The sequence below is a fragment of the Enterobacter sp. HK-058-C-ECC genome, from assembly GCF_047531125.1.
GTDB classification, from domain to species: Bacteria; Pseudomonadota; Gammaproteobacteria; order Enterobacterales; family Enterobacteriaceae; genus Enterobacter; species Enterobacter quasiroggenkampii.
This window is the reverse complement of record NZ_JBLKCH010000001.1, coordinates 579,841-595,850: the sequence shown is the minus strand read 5'-3', so window position 1 is coordinate 595,850 and position 16,010 is coordinate 579,841. Positions and strand designations below refer to the sequence as shown.

14 protein-coding genes are annotated in these 16,010 nt (G+C 57.9%); 8 read left to right on the top strand and 6 right to left on the bottom strand.

What is annotated here, in order from left to right; genetic code table 11:
- Positions 1–150: 150 nt before the first annotated feature.
- Entirely contained in the window at positions 151–972 is an 822-nt protein-coding gene (locus ACMWJS_RS02925) for a trypsin-like serine peptidase (protein ID WP_045910375.1), read from the top strand.
- Position 973: 1 nt separating this feature from the next.
- Here ACMWJS_RS02925 and ACMWJS_RS02920 read toward each other — a convergent pair whose 3' ends face one another.
- From ACMWJS_RS02920 to mdtJ, 3 genes are all read right to left on the bottom strand, one after another.
- The gene (locus ACMWJS_RS02920) at positions 974–3,136 is read right to left on the bottom strand and encodes a bifunctional diguanylate cyclase/phosphodiesterase (RefSeq protein ID WP_167213008.1); all 2,163 of its coding nucleotides are present in this window, start codon (positions 3,134–3,136) and stop codon (positions 974–976) included.
- Between the two features lie 84 nt (positions 3,137–3,220).
- Positions 3,221–3,550, bottom strand: coding sequence for a multidrug/spermidine efflux SMR transporter subunit MdtI (gene mdtI, locus ACMWJS_RS02915; RefSeq protein ID WP_045910373.1), 330 nt, complete (start codon positions 3,548–3,550; stop codon positions 3,221–3,223).
- Positions 3,537–3,899, bottom strand: coding sequence for a multidrug/spermidine efflux SMR transporter subunit MdtJ (gene mdtJ, locus ACMWJS_RS02910; protein ID WP_008502463.1), 363 nt, complete (start codon positions 3,897–3,899; stop codon positions 3,537–3,539). Before mdtJ ends, mdtI begins: the two co-directional genes overlap by 14 nt.
- A gap of 421 nt (positions 3,900–4,320) precedes the next feature.
- On the opposite strand from mdtJ, the gene ACMWJS_RS02905 reads away from it, so the two are divergent.
- A complete protein-coding gene (locus tag ACMWJS_RS02905; protein WP_032651092.1) occupies positions 4,321–5,355 on the top strand; it encodes an AI-2E family transporter in 1,035 nt (344 codons plus the stop codon).
- A 3-nt stretch (positions 5,356–5,358) separates the two neighbouring features.
- On the opposite strand, the gene ACMWJS_RS02900 is transcribed toward ACMWJS_RS02905, so the two are convergent.
- Positions 5,359–6,306: a zinc-dependent alcohol dehydrogenase family protein gene (locus tag ACMWJS_RS02900; RefSeq protein ID WP_414746555.1), complete on the bottom strand. Its 948-nt coding sequence runs from the start codon at positions 6,304–6,306 to the stop codon at positions 5,359–5,361.
- 25 nt (positions 6,307–6,331) lie between these two features.
- Complete coding sequence (locus tag ACMWJS_RS02895; protein ID WP_032651088.1) at positions 6,332–7,357, bottom strand: LLM class flavin-dependent oxidoreductase; 1,026 nt, start codon at positions 7,355–7,357, stop codon at positions 6,332–6,334.
- A gap of 196 nt (positions 7,358–7,553) precedes the next feature.
- Between ACMWJS_RS02895 and ACMWJS_RS02890 the strand changes: the two genes are divergently transcribed.
- Positions 7,554–8,447, top strand: a complete 894-nt coding sequence (locus tag ACMWJS_RS02890; RefSeq protein WP_167213002.1) for a PhzF family phenazine biosynthesis protein — start codon at positions 7,554–7,556, stop codon at positions 8,445–8,447.
- Between the two features lie 77 nt (positions 8,448–8,524).
- Positions 8,525–8,872: an HNH nuclease YajD gene (gene yajD / locus ACMWJS_RS02885; RefSeq protein ID WP_003857471.1), complete on the top strand. Its 348-nt coding sequence runs from the start codon at positions 8,525–8,527 to the stop codon at positions 8,870–8,872.
- A gap of 37 nt (positions 8,873–8,909) precedes the next feature.
- On the opposite strand, the gene ACMWJS_RS02880 is transcribed toward yajD, so the two are convergent.
- Positions 8,910–9,695, bottom strand: a complete 786-nt coding sequence (locus tag ACMWJS_RS02880; protein WP_414746554.1) for a MipA/OmpV family protein — start codon at positions 9,693–9,695, stop codon at positions 8,910–8,912.
- Positions 9,696–9,819: 124 nt separating this feature from the next.
- On the opposite strand from ACMWJS_RS02880, the gene ACMWJS_RS02875 reads away from it, so the two are divergent.
- From ACMWJS_RS02875 to ACMWJS_RS02860, 4 genes are all read left to right on the top strand, one after another.
- A complete protein-coding gene (locus ACMWJS_RS02875) occupies positions 9,820–10,515 on the top strand; it encodes a response regulator (RefSeq protein WP_045910368.1) in 696 nt (231 codons plus the stop codon).
- A complete protein-coding gene (locus ACMWJS_RS02870) occupies positions 10,512–11,708 on the top strand; it encodes a sensor histidine kinase (protein ID WP_045910367.1) in 1,197 nt (398 codons plus the stop codon). Before ACMWJS_RS02875 ends, ACMWJS_RS02870 begins: the two co-directional genes overlap by 4 nt.
- 78 nt (positions 11,709–11,786) lie before the next feature.
- Positions 11,787–12,935: an efflux RND transporter periplasmic adaptor subunit gene (locus ACMWJS_RS02865; protein ID WP_414746553.1), complete on the top strand. Its 1,149-nt coding sequence runs from the start codon at positions 11,787–11,789 to the stop codon at positions 12,933–12,935.
- Positions 12,932–16,009, top strand: a complete 3,078-nt coding sequence (locus ACMWJS_RS02860) for an efflux RND transporter permease subunit (protein WP_414746552.1) — start codon at positions 12,932–12,934, stop codon at positions 16,007–16,009. The genes ACMWJS_RS02865 and ACMWJS_RS02860 overlap by 4 nt, the downstream gene beginning before the upstream one ends.
- Position 16,010: the final 1 nt, after the last annotated feature.

Sequence of the window (16,010 nt, the reverse complement as noted above, 5' to 3'; positions counted from 1 at the left end):
CTGCTTATTTTATGCGCGCTCATCGCCAGCCACTTTTATCTTTCCTGATTGTAGCACGCTGATTTTACTCCCACTTTAGCGCTGTCCCGTCTATAGTATTTTCATAGGGTTCACTTTTAATAATCATAATTACCCCCACCAGAGTGTGATATGCGTAAATCTGTTGTGTTGTTACTGGGAACGTTTGGTCTTTTTTCTGGATTCTCACATGCGGATGATGGCGGTGATGACACCATTAGCGCGAAAGAGCTAAAGACGCTTTTTTTCGGTCATGACGATCGCACGCGCGTCGCCGATCCCACCCAGGCGCCCTGGGATGCTATAGGTCAACTGGAAACCGCCAGCGGTAACTTATGTACTGCGACGCTGATTACCCCACAGCTTGCCCTGACGGCAGGCCACTGTCTGTTAACGCCGCCAAACGGCAAGCCGGATAAAGCGGTGGCCTTGCGGTTTGTGTCGCAAAAAGGCACCTGGCGCTATGAAATTCACGGCATTGAAGGCCGGGTCGATCCGTCTCTCGGCAAACGACTGAAACCGGATGGTGACGGCTGGATCGTGCCACCGGCGGCCGCCTCTTGGGACTTTGGCCTCATCGTTTTACGCTATCCCCCTTCCGGCATTACGCCGCTGCCGTTATTTGACGGCGACAAAGACGCACTCACCGCCGCGCTGAAAGCCGCCGACCGGAAAGTGACGCAGTCCGGCTATCCTGTCGACCATCTGGATACGCTTTACACGCACTCCGACTGTATTGTGACGGGCTGGGCGCAAACCAGCGTACTCTCTCACCAGTGCGATACGTTGCCGGGTGACAGTGGCTCACCGCTGATGCTGAAAACAGATAACGGCTGGCAGTTGATCGGTGTGCAGAGCTCTGCACCAGCGGCGAAAGATCGCTGGCGCGCAGATAACCGGGCCTTGTCCGTGACCGGTTTTCGCGACAAGCTGGAAGCGCTGGCGCAGCAGTAAATCAGCATCGTCTGACCTGATGTAATGCCCTGATTGACTCAATCGGCATCGGCTGGCTGAACCAAAAACCCTGCAGTTGATCGCAGCCAGCCAGCCGCAGCAGTTTCATTTGTCTTTCGGTCTCGACCCCTTCGGCGACCACCGCCATCCCCAGCGCGTTGGCGATCCGCACCGTGCCGCTTACCAGCGCGGCCGCCTGTTCATCGTTGTCCACCAGCCCGGCCAGCGATTTATCAATCTTGATCGTGTCGAAGTTAAAACGCCGCAAATAGCCAATGCTGGAATAGCCGGTGCCAAAGTCATCCAGCGCCACCGCGGTGCCCAGCGCTTTAAGATTGGCTATCGCCATGCGGGCGCGCTCCGGGTTTTCCAGCACATAGGACTCCGTGACCTCCAGCTGCAGTCGGTTAGCAGGGAAATGAGTGGTCTCCAGCACGCTGGCCACTTTGTCTTCGAAGGCGGGATCGCGGAATTGCGCGGGAGAAATGTTAACGGAAAGCGTTAAGTCACCGTACGGCTGGAGGTCCTGACAGGCGCGCTGCAACACAAACTGGCCCAGCTTGTAAATCAGACCGCTGGTCTCCGCAATGGCGATGAAGGTATCCGGGCCCAGCGGCCCGTCCGGGCGACGTGGCCAGCGGACCAGCGCTTCGACACTGCTCATTTTCTGGCTGCGGGCGTCAATAATCGGCTGATACCAGACCTCAAACTCATCGCGCTCCAGACCGTTACGGATCTGATTTTCAATCGCCAGCTTGCGCTCCCGGGCGCTGTTCAGCTCGGCGTCGTAGTGGGTGATACGCCCTTTCCCGCTCATTTTGGCATGGTACATGGCAATATCGGCGCGGCGAAACAGCTCGGAGCTGGTGCATTCAATCAGGGTTCCGCTGGCGATACCGATACTGGCCCCGATATGGATCGTGCGTTCCCCCAGCTGAATCGGGGTGGTGAGAAAATCCAGCACCGAAACGGCAAAGGCGGTGGCCTGTGTTTCTGCCTCATCACCGCCGATGGTCATGGCAAACTCATCCCCGCCCATACGCGCCAGCATTCCCCCTGGCGGCACGCGTTCACTCAGCGTTTTCGCAATCGCCACGATGAGATCGTCTCCCACGCTGTGGCCGTAGATGTCATTCACGTCTTTAAAACCATCCAGATCGATAAACACCACGCTTTTGACGTCGATATCTCCGCGTAGACTCACCCGATCCAGCGCTTCGATGAGCGCTCGTCGGTTCGGCAGATGGCTTAGCCAGTCCGTTCTCGCCACCAGACGCGCCTGGCTTTCTCCTCGCGCAAGCTTGTACAGCCCCACGCTGCTCACCAGAATAAAGAGCAGGATCAGGGCCGATGCCAGCACAACAATCTGCGTGATATCAGAGGATGCCGCCCGGGCGGCCTGCGCCCCCGGAAGCCGTGCCTGCCAGTTAAGATAGCCCAGTAGCTCCCCTGCCGAACTGCGCAGCGGCATACTCATTTCGTTAATTTTTTCCGGCGTAAAGTGCAGGTTATCGATCTGAAAGGTCGCCCCCAGGTCGGCTAAGATTCTGGCGTTCAGATGACGGGTGATCACCAGATAGCGGCGCGTTTCGTCGGTCACCTGTAATCTTCCGACCATCGGGCGAATCAGCCCAATGCCCACAAAGGCGACGCCGCTTCGCGTTTTGCTGATCCCGGCATAGATATTTTTGTCGCTTGATAAGGCGCGCGCGTGCTGAGCAATCAGGGCTTTCAGCCCCTTACCGAAAAAATCGAGATTCGTCTCCTGAAAAGGCTGACTTTGAAACGATCCCCAGATGACATTGAAATGCTCATCAAGCACGAAGGTGCCATCATAGAGGTTGTTGATTTTAAAGCCGGCGCCCCAGGTGTTATACAGCCAATCGGTATCGAGCGTGGGACGGTAGACCTCCCGCACCGCATCGTCCCAGACGGCGTTATCCAGCACTAACGAGGAGACGCGGTTAACCGATGTCTGAATGGCCCCCTGCACGGAAAGCGCCGTGCGGTGTTCATCAATTTCATTGGTTTTGGTGCTGATAAGATGCAGGGAAAGATAGAGGAGTGCGACGACGGAGATGATTAAGCCGATGCCCGCCATAAAGACCATGGCAAACAACGTTCTCGCGGTGGGAATATTGCGCCAGCTTAATGTGCGATACATCAGCCATCCTCTTTAAGGTTTTGCTTTTCTAAGCGTAATACAGGCAGCGAATTTCGCTGCCTGTAAAGGATGGCTTTATGAACGTCAGGCAAGTTTTATCATAATCATACCTGCAAGCAGCAAGATGAGTCCCATCCAGCCCTTGTTATTTAAACGCTGACCGAAAAGCACCCAGCCTGCAGCCAGCGTCGCGGCGATACCAAAACCGCCCCACAACGCATAGGCGACCGAAAGATCGATCCCCTTTACCGCCTGGGACAGCGCGCTGAACGCCCCCAGAACCGCGGCAATCGACATCAGGCCGTAGAATTTACGGCGAAAACCATCGGAGAATTTCAGCAGGACGTTCGCCAGAATTTCCAGCACAATGGCGAACCCCAGCCAGGCCGCATGAACCCACTCAAACTGTTGCATGGTTCTGCTCCTTCTGCACTTTAGACGGCTTACGGGTACCTGATTTAATCAGCACAATACCCGCGACCAGCGTCGTTAACCCGGCGACCTTCATTGTTGTTAATGTTTCGTCAAATATCAGCACGCTGAACAGCGTAATCAACAAAATACCGATCCCTTCCCACAGGGCATACGCGACGCCCAGCGCAATTTTTTTCACCGCAAACGAGAGGAAAATATACGAAAGCGAAATCATCACCAGCATCAAAATAAAACCGGTGTTGCCATCGCTGACGCTAGCCCACTTCATCGACAGCGTGCCGGTAATTTCAGCGATAATAGCCAGGGCTAATAAAATCCAGTAAAACATGTTTTTCTCCTGCTTGAGAATATAATCCATCGTGGCCCGCTGCGTGCAGCAAACCCAAAAATACGAATTGAAATCAGTCAGCTAAGCGCTTAGCGCCAGCTCAGGCAGAAGAAATGACTATAGTGCGGTGCGCCAGTGTTGCTCACCAGAAAGCAGGCAGAAAGAGGTGGAGTATACAGCAGTATTGTTTGAAGAGTACGTCCTGAACATATTGTCCATAAAATTACAATTATCCGCGTTGTTGCTTCTCGTCTTTGCGGATGAAAATTGTCCTCGGTAGTTAAACACACCGAATTTGTACCATAAGCCAGGATTTTACTCAAAGTCTTTGCAATTCTTTACCCACTCCGTTTGATTTTGGTTAGTTTATTGCAATGCCTTTCACCTTTATTATAAATATAAAGAAAATTTCGGAGTCACCATGGCTAAACCCATCATTACCCTGAACGGGTTAAAAATTGTCATCATGCTGGGCATGCTGGTGATCATATTGACAGGCGTGCGCTTTGCCGCCGACATTATTGTGCCCTTTATTCTGGCCCTGTTTATTGCGGTGATCCTCAACCCGCTGGTTCAGCGCATGACGCGGCTACGCATCCCGCGCGTGCTGGCCATCACGCTGCTTATCAGCATCATTATTGTGGCGATGGTACTGCTGGTGGCTTATCTGGGGACCTCGCTCAATGAACTGGCGCGAACGCTGCCGAAATACCGCTCTTCGCTGGCAATACCGCTGCTGCAGCTGGAGCCCTGGCTGCAACGCGCGGGTATCGAAGTCTCGGTTGAAGAACTGCTGAAATATATCGACCCCAATGCGGCGATGACGATCGTCACCAGCCTGCTGGCTCAGCTTTCCAATGCCATGACCTCCATTTTCCTGCTGTTTTTAACGGTGGTGTTTATGCTGCTGGAGGTGCCGCAGCTTCCTGCAAAGCTGCAGCAGATAATGGTCCGTCCGGTCGAAGGAATGGGGGCGATTCAACGCGCGCTGGACAGCGTCTCCCGCTATCTGGTGCTGAAAACGGCCATTAGCCTGGTGACAGGCGTTGTCGTCTGGGTGATGCTTCTGGCGCTGGACGTCCGCTTTGCGTTCGTCTGGGGGTTACTGGCGTTTGCGCTTAACTACATTCCCAACATCGGCTCCGTGCTGGCGGCGATCCCCCCTATTCTTCAGGTGCTGGTTTTCAGCGGGCTTTATGACGCGCTGATCCTGCTGGCCGGATACCTGGTCATCAATCTGGTGTTCGGTAACATACTGGAACCCCGCATGATGGGCCGGGGCCTGGGGCTGTCCACGCTGGTGGTCTTTTTGTCCCTGATATTCTGGGGCTGGCTGCTCGGGCCCGTTGGGATGCTGCTCTCCGTTCCGCTCACCATCATCGTCAAGATTGGTCTGGAGCAGACGGCGGGCGGGCAAAGTATCGCCGTGCTGCTGAGCGATATGAGCCATCACTAGCCGTCATTCCGCCATCGACAGGAGGGGCTTGCGGGTCCTTCCACCTTCACGATAAGCGCTGAGCGCCCTTCGCCACTCTGCCAGCGGGTACACCATAACGTCGCTGTACTCACTGTCGGGCAACCTCAGCCAGATGCGATCGAACTCCGCGCGCCACGCCTCAACGCTGAGCGCATCCAGACCGTTTCGGATATGGAACCACGCCACGCGCGGCGCAGGCCGCCGCTGTGTGAAGGTTTGCCCGGAGAGCAGCCCGTAGCAGACAAACATGCCCTGCTCGGGCATCACGCTGAGGATCGTTTCCGCAAGCGGCCCGCCGGTGGCATCGTAGACGATATCGCTACGGGCTGCGACGGTGCCGATTCTGTTTGCGTCATGCTGTGCGACAGGCGTGATGCCCATCGCCTCCAGCCGTTCAGCATGCACGGCAGAACGGTGAATGCCATACACCGCTTCCGCCCCCGCCTGACGCGCCCACTGCCCCAGCAGAATGGCGCAATCCGATCCGGCAGCCGTGAGCAAGACTCGCTTTCCACGCGGCGGGTAGCGGGTCAGCATCATCTGCGCCGCCAGCGGGTTAATATAGGCCCGCGCGGCCAGATGTGCGTCGACAGTGTCCGGAACGGGTATCGCATACTCTGCCGGGCAATCCACATAGCGCTGCCAGGTGCCCTGACCGCGCAGCGGCAGGACGCGCAGCCCCACCAGATGCTTAAACGAGGCGGGCGCCTCGGTGACAACACCGACACCTTCATACCCCGCGACCGCCGGTAACGGGGTTCTGTGGCGATAGGCACCGGTGATGGGGATAAGATCGGACGCGTTGACCGGAGAAAACAGCATCCGCACGCGGAGCTGTCCCGGCGCAAGCGCGCCCGGCGGCGCGGTTTCAGGTTGCAGAACAGATTCTGGCTCGCCAAACCGGCGATACCAGAGGGCCAGATTTTCCATTACGATCTCAAGGCTGATAGCGGAACTACTCGCGCCAGCCCATTGCCGGTGCGACATGTTTGAGAATAGACTCAATCACGTGCGCATTATAATCCACACCCAGCTGGTTCGGCACGGTCAGTAAGAGCGTGTCCGCCTCGGCAATCGCCTCGTCCTTTTTCAGCTGTTCAACCAGCTTGTCCGGCTCCGCGGCATAGCTGCGCCCGAAGATGGCCCGCGTTTTCTCATCAAGATAACCCACGCTATCGCTGTCGTTGCGGCTGGCCCCGAAATACATCCGGTCACGGTCGTCCATCAGCGCAAAAATACTGCGGCTGACCGACACCCGCGGCTCACGCGTATGCCCCGCCTCTTTCCAGGCCTGACGGTACGCGCGGATCTGTTTTGCCTGCTGAATATGGAACGGCTCACCGGTTTCATCGTCCTTCAGCGTTGAGCTTTGCAGGTTCATGCCCAGTTTTGCGGCCCATACGGCCGTCGCATTGGAACCCGCCCCCCACCAGATACGCTCGCGCAGCCCTTCTGAATAAGGCTCCAGGCGCAGCAGCCCCGGCGGATTCGGGAACATGGGCTGCGGGTTCGGTTTGGCAAACCCTTCCCCACGCAGCACCTCAAGCAGCACCTCGGTATGACGACGCGCCATATCCGACTCGTTTTCCCCTTCCTGCGGGACATAGCCGAAATGACGCCAGCCATCAATAACCTGCTCCGGGGAGCCACGGCTGATGCCCAACTGCAGGCGACCACCGGAAATCAGGTCCGCCGCGCCCGCATCTTCAGCCATGTACATCGGATTTTCATAGCGCATATCAATCACGCCGGTGCCGATTTCGATGGTCTTCGTTTTTGCGCCAATGGCGGCCAGCAGAGGGAACGGCGAGCTAAGCTGTCGCGCGAAGTGATGCACGCGGAAATAGGCGCCGTCTGCCCCCAGCTCTTCAGCCGCCACGGCTAAATCGATGGACTGCAGCAGCGTGTCAGCCGCCGAGCGCGTGCCGGACTGCGGCGAAGGCGTCCAGTGACCAAACGATAAAAACCCGATCTTTTTCATAACCCTGTGTCCTGATAATGCATTGCGTTCTGTCCACTTTACGCATTACCCGGTAAGAATAAATGCCGTTTATTTAACGGAATGATTCAAATAAATTGATTGAAATAGTTTCATGTCCCTCAGGTAAAAACCCGTTGGTTATCCGTTTGAATTAACGTTACTACTATAGGTCGGGACCTTTCACACTGGATAAAAAATGAAAAGACGCTATGTTGTGGCGGATGTTTTTACTGACACGCCGTTTCTGGGTAATCCTGTTGCCGTCGTACTCGATGCGGAGGGCATGAGTAAAGCACAAATGCAGCAGGTCGCCGTTGAGTTTGGTTACAGCGAAACGACGTTTGTGCTGCCGCCAGACAATCCATCCAATACAGCACGCGTCCGAATTTTTACGCCCTCGCGCGAGATCCCCTTCGCCGGGCACCCAAATGTGGGAACCGCCTACGTGCTCGCTCATCACACTGCGATGAATGATCAGCACCTGCCTGATACACTGCGCTTCGAGGAAATCGCTGGCCTGGTGCCCGTGCGCCTGCTGCGTGACAACGATACGGTGACGGGTGCAGAACTCCTGGTACCAGAGGCACTCTCCTGCCGCTCTGAAGTTAGCCCGGAAAACGTGGCTGCCTGCTTGTCCCTGAACGCAGAAGATATCCGTACCGAGGTACATATGCCCGTCGTCGCGTCGGTGGGTCTGCCCTTCCTGATAGCCGAGCTGGCCTCTCGCGAGGCGCTCCGTCGATGTGTGCCCAATTTACAGGGTTTTCGTGCGACGTTACCGCTGGACGGTGCAGTTTCACTCTATGCCTATACCCTGGATTCAGATTCCGATGCGCCCTGCGATGTGCAAGCACGCATGTTTACGCCCCGAATGACGGAAGATCCTGCAACAGGCAGCGCGACCGCCGCTGTTACGGCGCTACTGGCATTACACCGCGATAAAACGACGCTTGACCTGACAGTCAGTCAGGGGGTCGATATGGGACGAGCAAGCGTACTGTTCACGGGATACGATGCCACCTCAGGAAAGGCGGTGGTTCGAGTCGGCGGAAAATGCGTCATTACGCTTGAAGGCACATTCTCACTGTAACGGAGGAAGCGTATATACATTTACAGTGCCTGATGAGATATATTGGCTCACTATTTTTATGACAGGTAAAACCGGCAATGGCTTTGATCCCCAAAAACTACGCGCGGCTGGAAAGCGGCTATCGCGAAAAAGCATTAAAAATCTATCCATGGGTGTGTGGACGCTGCTCGCGCGAGTTTGTCTATTCCAATCTGCGTGAACTCACGGTTCACCATATCGATCACGACCATACCAACAACCCGGAAGATGGCAGCAACTGGGAGCTGTTGTGCCTGTTTTGCCACGATCACGAGCATTCGAAATACACCGAAGCAGATCAGTACGGCACCACCGTGGTGGCCGGGGAAGACGCGCAAAAAGACGTGGGCGTCGCCACGTTTAACCCGTTTGCCGATTTAAAAGCGATGATGGATAAGAAGAAGTAATCCTCTCGCCCCCTCGCTCACATCGTGCTCTGCGAATTTAAAATGTCCAGGTGATAGCGGCGGTTGCAGACCCCTCATTGCGCCGCATCACGATCGGGCTTTCATTGGCATGGTCGCCAAGCCAGGTATAGTCCGCGCTGAGGACAGTTCCCCAGTGAGCATCGAACTGATGGCTCCAGGTCAGGCTGGTGTCGACGCCATAAAATCCACCCGGCGCTGAATAGCGGCGATAGCCGGTGCGGCGGCTCTGCTGCTCACTGACGCCATACCAGGTATTCATATAACGGCTGTCGCCAAACTGGGCCGCAGACTGAAAGGCAATCGTGTCCTGGTTATTTTGTACCGGGATCAGCGTAATGGAGGCCTGATAGCTTGCCCCCTGACTGTCCGTTAACGGCAGCGTCGCTTTGCCTTCCATGCTCAGCCATGGCGCGGCCTGCCAGCCCACGGCAAGGCCGGTATTCAGGGTGGCATTAATGTCCCCCATCCCTTTCAGGTTGTTTGCACCCTCACGCCAGCCAGAATTTTTATCAGCCCTTCCGGGGTCGTAGCCCAGCGTGTGTTCGAAATACCAACCGCTGTCGTTTTGCAGGTCATATCCCACCCCTTTTTGTGCATCAACAAAGAAAGCGCCTTTGCGTCCCTGCAGCACAGGAACCACCTGCCACACCTGCTTGTCTGAGCCTGAGTAACGCGGGGCATATTGCCCTCCCAGCCCGACGGTTAAGGAATCGGACGCGGTGCCATCATCCGCCTGCGCGGCGGATGCCAAGACCATCAGAAGCGGGACGGACATATACAGGACTTTTTTTATCGCTATCATACTGCTCTCCTTACAGACGCTGGCGTCTCCTGAGACAGGGACAGCCATACAATGTTGGCGCAGTATGATTTGGCTGAATCAATGAATCGTCGGGATAGTGTTAAGAAATGGTCAAGGTGAACGGATGTTATCCAGAAGAGTGCTGATTATTGAAGATGACGCCGACGCGGCTGGCGTGCTCGAAGCCTATTTACGGCGTGAAAATTACGACGTGACCATTACCGGAGACGGTCTTTCCGGGCTGGATATGGCGCAGCGGTGGAAGCCCGACCTCATCCTGCTGGACGTGATGCTGCCGGGACTTAATGGCACCGAGGTGCTGGCGGGCCTGCGTCGTAAAAGCGATGTGCCGGTAATCATGGTCACGGCCATGGGGGATACTCCCGATCGCATTGGCGCCCTGCGTTACGGTGCCGATGATTACGTTGTGAAGCCTTATCATCCGGGCGAAGTGGTGGCGCGGGTGCAGGCGGTGCTGCGGCGCAGCAGTAAAAAAGAGACAGAGGAAAAGATCCTTCGCTGGCAAACGCTGGCGGTGGATGTCGCCGCCATTGTGGCGTGCGTGGACAACGGCGACGACACGCCTGTGATGCTCGATCTTACGCCAACGGAATTCTCGCTTCTGGCAACGCTGCTGCGCTCGCCTGCGCACCCGTTCTCCCGCCAGTATTTACTGGAACACTGTTTGCCGGAAAGCGAGGCGCTGGAGCGCGTGGTGGACACCCATATTTATAACTTGCGTAAAAAACTCGAAGCGGTGGGTATTTCCGGCGTGCTGATCAACGTGCGCGGCGTGGGTTACAGGTTCAGACAGCCATGATAAAAAATCGGCACGCCTCTCTGTGGCGCTGGATTTGCGCACGCATTTTAGCGCTGGCCATCGGCAGCGTGATCGTCATTGCCACCTGCATGTGGCTGCGCTATGCGGTCCAGAACTACTGGATCATGGGCAGGATGCCGCCAGCGGTCCGGCAGGAGTTTCTGACGCTCAGCCAGAACCCGCAGGCCAACCCGGCCCGCTTCCACTCGATTGTGGACACCTGGTGGGGCCTGAGCTATTCCACGCCGTCCATCGCCTCAGCGGACTGGGTCACGGTGGCCCTGCTGGTGCTGGTGATGATCCCGTTTATTGTGGTGATGGGGCTCAAACACGCCCGCCCGCTGGCACTGCAGTTCAGCCGACTTCGCGATGCGGCAAAGGATGTCGCCGAAGGTCAGTTTGGCCGTCAGGCTGAGCTGATCAAAGATGCACCGGCAGAAATGGTCAGCTTTGCGACCGACTTTAACTCTATGACGGGACAACTCGCCCGCTATGAGAAAGAGCTCCGCGCCTCGCACGTCGCGATGGCGCATGAGCTGCGCTCGCCCCTGACGGCCGCCATCGGGCGTCTGCAGGGCATGCTAGACGGCGTGTTTGATGCCAGCCCGGCGCAGCTGGGCATGGTGATGAAACAGCTCCAGCACCTCAACCGCCTCACCGATGAGCTCCACCTTCTCTCTCTGGCAGACGCGGGTAACCTTGTGCTGGAGGACCAGCCGTTCTGTCTGGATGAGCTGATTCAGGAGCGGGCTGCCTGGATCATGCCCCAGGCGGATGCGCATCATTTCAGGATAACGCTGCGTAACCCGCACACCAGCCCCTTCCGGGGCGATGCGTTCCGTATGGGGCAGGTCGTTACCATCCTCATGGAAAATGCGCTACGTTACGGACGCGAAGGCGGCCACCTTGAGGTGGCACTGCATTACGCCAGCGGGCATTACATCCTCGAATTCACCGATGACGGGCCGGGCGTGTCGCCCCAGTTCCTACCGGAAATGTTTAAACGCTTTAGCCGCGAGGAGCAGTCCCGCGCGCGGCATTCCGGCGGCAGCGGCCTTGGTTTGTCTATCGCCCGGGCGATTTGCCAGGCGCATGGGGGTGAGATTAGCGCGTCATTACCGGAAACCGGCGGCCTTGCGGTGTGCATTTTGTTGCCCTGGCATCCGTCCGATAATGAAAATCTCCACTCTTGATAAAGCCTTGACAGAACATCGAATCTTTCTCGACGTAGCGCGCATTTAATAACGCCATTCCCTTTATGGAGCGGCGTTATGTCAGACGAATTTTTTCTCTCCCTCCGCCACTGCCTGCATCATTTGTACGGCGTGGCGCGCACCCTTTCCTGGCTGCATTTTCTTCCCCTGGCCCTGCTTGCGCTGGCGATTTTTCCGCTGACCGGCTGCGGTGATAAACACGAAAACAAACCTGACCCAGTGCGTAAGGTACGCTACGTCGTCGTTGGCACCGCCCACTCCCTTCCCGCGCTGGAAAGAACCGGTGAGATCCATGCCCACGATGAAACGACCCTGAGCTTTCGCACCGGAGGCCGGATACTGACGCGTAGCGTTGATATTGGCGACCGGGTCACTGCCGGACAGCTGCTGGCCACGCTTGATAATACGACCGGGCAAAACCAGCTCGACAGCGCCGCGGCCGACTATGAAGGCGCGAAAGCCTCTGCCCAGGTCGCCGCGCTTAACGTCAGTCGCATGCAAAAGCTTATGCCAACAGGCGCGATAGCCCGCACGCAGCTCGACAGCGCCCGGGCTGACTGGCTTGTCGCCCGCGCGCGCTTAAAAAGCAGCGAGGCCGCATGGCGAAATGCCCGCGAAAATCTCGGCTGGACGCGCCTGATCGCGCCACAAGCGGGCGTCATCACAGCCGTGAGCGCCTCTGCGGGACAGGTTGTCAGCGACGGCCAGTCCGTGCTGACGCTGGCGACCGGGGAAGCCCGCGACGTGGCGTTTGACATTACCGCGCCCGATGCGTTCCCGTCTCTGGATAAAGCGGTTTTGCAGGTTTCCCTCCTCAGCGACCCATCGGTGCAGGCGTCTGCCGTACTGCGGGATATCACCCCGCAGGCCGATCCTCAGACCCGCACGTGGCGCGTCAGAGCTACCCTGCAAAACCCGCCGGCGGCCATGGCGCTGGGCGCCAGCGTCACCGTGACGTTGCCCTCCGCCGCCCCGCACGGGTACGCGCTTCCCGCGTCGGCGCTGACCCGCGTCGGCAACAAACCGGCCGTTTTCGTCATTACCCCGCGGTCGCAGGCGCAGCTGTGCGTGGTGGTGCCCGTCGGCTATACGGCCTCCTCCGTCATGATTGCCTCCGGCCTTGAGCCCGGCGACAGGGTGATTACGGCGGGCGTGAGCACATTACGATCCGGCGAGCCGGTGATGGCCGGAGAGGTTCAGCCATGAACACAGGATCGGAAACCAAATTTAACCTCTCCGCCTGGGCGCTGAAGAACCAGCAGATGGTCAGCTTTTTCATGCTGCTGGTAATTGCGATGGGCGTGTACTGTTATGAAAAGCTGCCGCGTAACGAAGATCCGGCATTCACCATTAAAACGGCCGTCGTCTCCGCGCAGTGGCCAGGAGCCTCCGTGACGGATACCACCCGCCTGCTGACCGATACGCTTGAAAAAAAGCTGCAGGAAACGCCCTGGCTGGACTATCTCGAAAGTGAAACCCGTGCCGGACGCACCGTTATCCACGTCAACCTCCGTGATGATACGCCCCCGCAAAACGTGCCCGATATCTGGTATCAGGTTCGCAAAAAAATGCAGGACATCGCGCCGTCCCTGCCCGAAGGGGTGCAGGGTCCTGCCGTGGATGACGAGTTTGACGACACGTTCGGCACAATTTACGCCTTTATTCCCGAAGGTTTCACGCTGCGGGAGGTGCGGGATCGCGCAGAGACAATACGGCGCGAGCTCATGTCTCTGCCGGATATGGGTAAAACCACCCTGCTGGGCGAACAGCAGGAGCAGTGGGTTCTCGCCTTTTCTCCGGCGCGCCTGGCCGGTATGGGGCTGGATATTCAGGACGTTGCCGACGCCCTCCGGGCGCAAAACGCCGTTGTCCCGGCAGGAACGATGCGTACCGGGCAGGAGAACATGGCGATAAAGGTCAGCGGAGCGCTCACCACCGAAGAGAGTTTACGCGCCGTCACGCTGCACGTTAACAATCGCTATATTCCGCTGACCGACATTGCCACCGTCACCCGGGAAATCGCCGAGCCACCGGCCCCGGCCTACCGGGTGAACGGCAAACCGGCTATCGGTCTGGCGGTGTCGATGGCGCCGACAGGCAACATGCTACGTTTCGGTGCTGCGCTGAACGCAAAAATGGCGACCCTCAGCGCCGGGCTGCCGCACGGTATCGAGATGGTGAAAGTCGCCGATCAGTCAGCGGTGGTCAGTGACGCGGTAAGCGGGTTTATCCGGGTACTTATCGAAGCCGTTGTTATCGTGCTGGCGGTTTCATTTGTCTCGCTGGGTTTGCGGGCCGGACTGGTGGTGGCGACGGCCATTCCGCTGGTGCTTGCCATGACGTTTGTCGGCATGATGCTCGCCGGTATTGGCCTTCAGCGTATCTCGCTCGGGGCGCTGATCATTGCCCTGGGCCTGCTGGTGGATGACGCCATGATCGCCGTCGAAACGATGGTCTCCCGACTGGAAGCGGGGGATTCCCGTCGACACGCGGCCGCCTATGCATTCAAAACGACGGCCTTCCCGATGCTCACCGGTACTCTGGTCATGATTGCCGGTTTTATTCCCGTTGGTTTTGCGGCCTCCAGCGCCGGTGAATACTGCTTCTCCCTGTTTGCGGTGGTGCTCATCGCCCTGCTCTGCTCCTGGGCCGTCGCGATCCTGTTTTCGCCGCTAACGGGCACGTGGCTACTGCCGGAAAAAGTCAGACATCACGCGGCAGGACCGGGAAGGATCGCGCGCGGGTATGGACGGCTTTTACGCATGGCGCTCCGCCACCGGCTCGCTACCGTACTGATTGCGCTTGCCGCGCTGGGGCTGTCAGCGTACGGCACGACGTTTATGCAGGGCGAATTTTTCCCCGCCTCGGACCGGCCCGAGTTGCTGGTCAGCCTGACGCTTCCGGCCAACGCGTCGCAGCCGGAAACGCTCAGAGAGGTGGAAAAGCTGGAAAAAGCGCTGGCCGGCAACAGCAATATCGATCGCTTTTCGACGTACGTTGGCTCAGGCGCCATCCGTTTTTACCTGCCGATGGACGTGCTGCTGGAAAATGAAAATATCGCCCAGATGGTTGTGGTCGCGAAGGATCTTGCGGCGCGGGATCGTCTGCACGCACAGCTCAACACGATCCTGGCGACGCAATTTAGCGACATCATCACGCGCGTGTCGCCTCTTGAGCTGGGGCCTCCCGTCGGCTGGCCCATCAAATACCGGGTGAGCGGGCCGGATTATCTGCAGGTTCGGGCGTTTGCGAACCGTCTCACGGACGCGATTGGCCGCTCCCCGTTCTCACGCGACGTTAACCAGACGGCCGGAGAGCCGGAGAGAGTCATTACCCTTGAGGTAAATCAGACGGCGGCCAGAGCGGCGGGAATATCGTCAGAAAGCCTCGCCCGCACGCTGAATACCGTCTGGTCCGGCAGCGTTGTCACGTCCATCAGAGATAATGACCGTCTTGTCGACGTGGTGCTCAGGGCCGAGGACAGCGCGCGCCAGAGCACCGCCACCCTCTCCTCACTCACGATTCAGGGAAATGACGGTAAAAAAATTCCGCTCAGCGCCGTCGCAACGCCGGTTTGGGGCGTGGACGATCCGGTCATCTGGCGTCGGCAGCGTGTGCCCTTTATCACGGTGCAAACCGACCTCGCCCCGGGGCTGAGGGCTGAAGCGGTATCCGCCGCGCTGCGTCCGACGGTGGATAAACTGCGCGCGAGCCTGCCCGCAGGTTACAGCATTGAAGAAGGCGGCGCGGTTGCCGAATCGGATAAGGGGAACAGCTCCGTCTTTACCGTTCTTCCGGTAACGCTGGTCATCATGCTGTTGCTGCTGATGCTTCAGCTGCGGCGATATTCCCGGATGCTGCTGGCGCTCCTGATGGCCCCGTTTGGTTTACCGGGGATCGTGCTGGCTATGCTGCCTGGCGGAACGCCGATGGGGTTTGTCGCGCTGCTGGGCGTTATCGCCCTGGCGGGGATGATCGTGCGTAACGCGGTAATATTGATTAGCGAGGTTGACAGCAATCTTGCCCAGGGTATGGCAAATGATGCCGCGATTATGGCGGCCGCGGAGCACAGGGCCAGACCCATCTGTCTGACCGCCTGTGCCGCCATTCTGGGGATGATCCCCATCTCTCACCAGGTCTTCTGGGGCCCAATGGCCTATGCCATCATCGGCGGGCTGCTGGCTGCGACGCTGGTGACGCTGACCGTGTTACCCGCGTCGTTTAGCCTGCTGTTACAGTGGGGGGCTCAGCGTAAAGCCGCAGCCGACGGGCCGGGCTGAG

Excerpts from the sequence above, each read along its gene's own strand:
- ACMWJS_RS02880 (WP_414746554.1), bottom strand. The coding sequence starts at position 9,695 with ATGATAGCGATAAAAAAAGTCCTGTATATGTCCGTCCCGCTTCTGATG.
- ACMWJS_RS02875 (WP_045910368.1), top strand. The coding sequence starts at position 9,820 with ATGTTATCCAGAAGAGTGCTGATTATTGAAGATGACGCCGACGCGGCT.
- ACMWJS_RS02905 (WP_032651092.1), top strand. The coding sequence starts at position 4,321 with ATGGCTAAACCCATCATTACCCTGAACGGGTTAAAAATTGTCATCATG.
- mdtI (WP_045910373.1), bottom strand. The coding sequence starts at position 3,550 with ATGCAACAGTTTGAGTGGGTTCATGCGGCCTGGCTGGGGTTCGCCATT.
- mdtJ (WP_008502463.1), bottom strand. The coding sequence starts at position 3,899 with ATGTTTTACTGGATTTTATTAGCCCTGGCTATTATCGCTGAAATTACC.
- ACMWJS_RS02890 (WP_167213002.1), top strand. The coding sequence starts at position 7,554 with ATGAAAAGACGCTATGTTGTGGCGGATGTTTTTACTGACACGCCGTTT.
- ACMWJS_RS02895 (WP_032651088.1), bottom strand. The coding sequence starts at position 7,357 with ATGAAAAAGATCGGGTTTTTATCGTTTGGTCACTGGACGCCTTCGCCG.
- ACMWJS_RS02865 (WP_414746553.1), top strand. The coding sequence starts at position 11,787 with ATGTCAGACGAATTTTTTCTCTCCCTCCGCCACTGCCTGCATCATTTG.
- yajD (WP_003857471.1), top strand. The coding sequence starts at position 8,525 with ATGGCTTTGATCCCCAAAAACTACGCGCGGCTGGAAAGCGGCTATCGC.
- ACMWJS_RS02870 (WP_045910367.1), top strand. The coding sequence starts at position 10,512 with ATGATAAAAAATCGGCACGCCTCTCTGTGGCGCTGGATTTGCGCACGC.
- ACMWJS_RS02900 (WP_414746555.1), bottom strand. The coding sequence starts at position 6,306 with ATGGAAAATCTGGCCCTCTGGTATCGCCGGTTTGGCGAGCCAGAATCT.
- ACMWJS_RS02860 (WP_414746552.1), top strand. The coding sequence starts at position 12,932 with ATGAACACAGGATCGGAAACCAAATTTAACCTCTCCGCCTGGGCGCTG.
- ACMWJS_RS02925 (WP_045910375.1), top strand. The coding sequence starts at position 151 with ATGCGTAAATCTGTTGTGTTGTTACTGGGAACGTTTGGTCTTTTTTCT.
- ACMWJS_RS02920 (WP_167213008.1), bottom strand. The coding sequence starts at position 3,136 with ATGTATCGCACATTAAGCTGGCGCAATATTCCCACCGCGAGAACGTTG.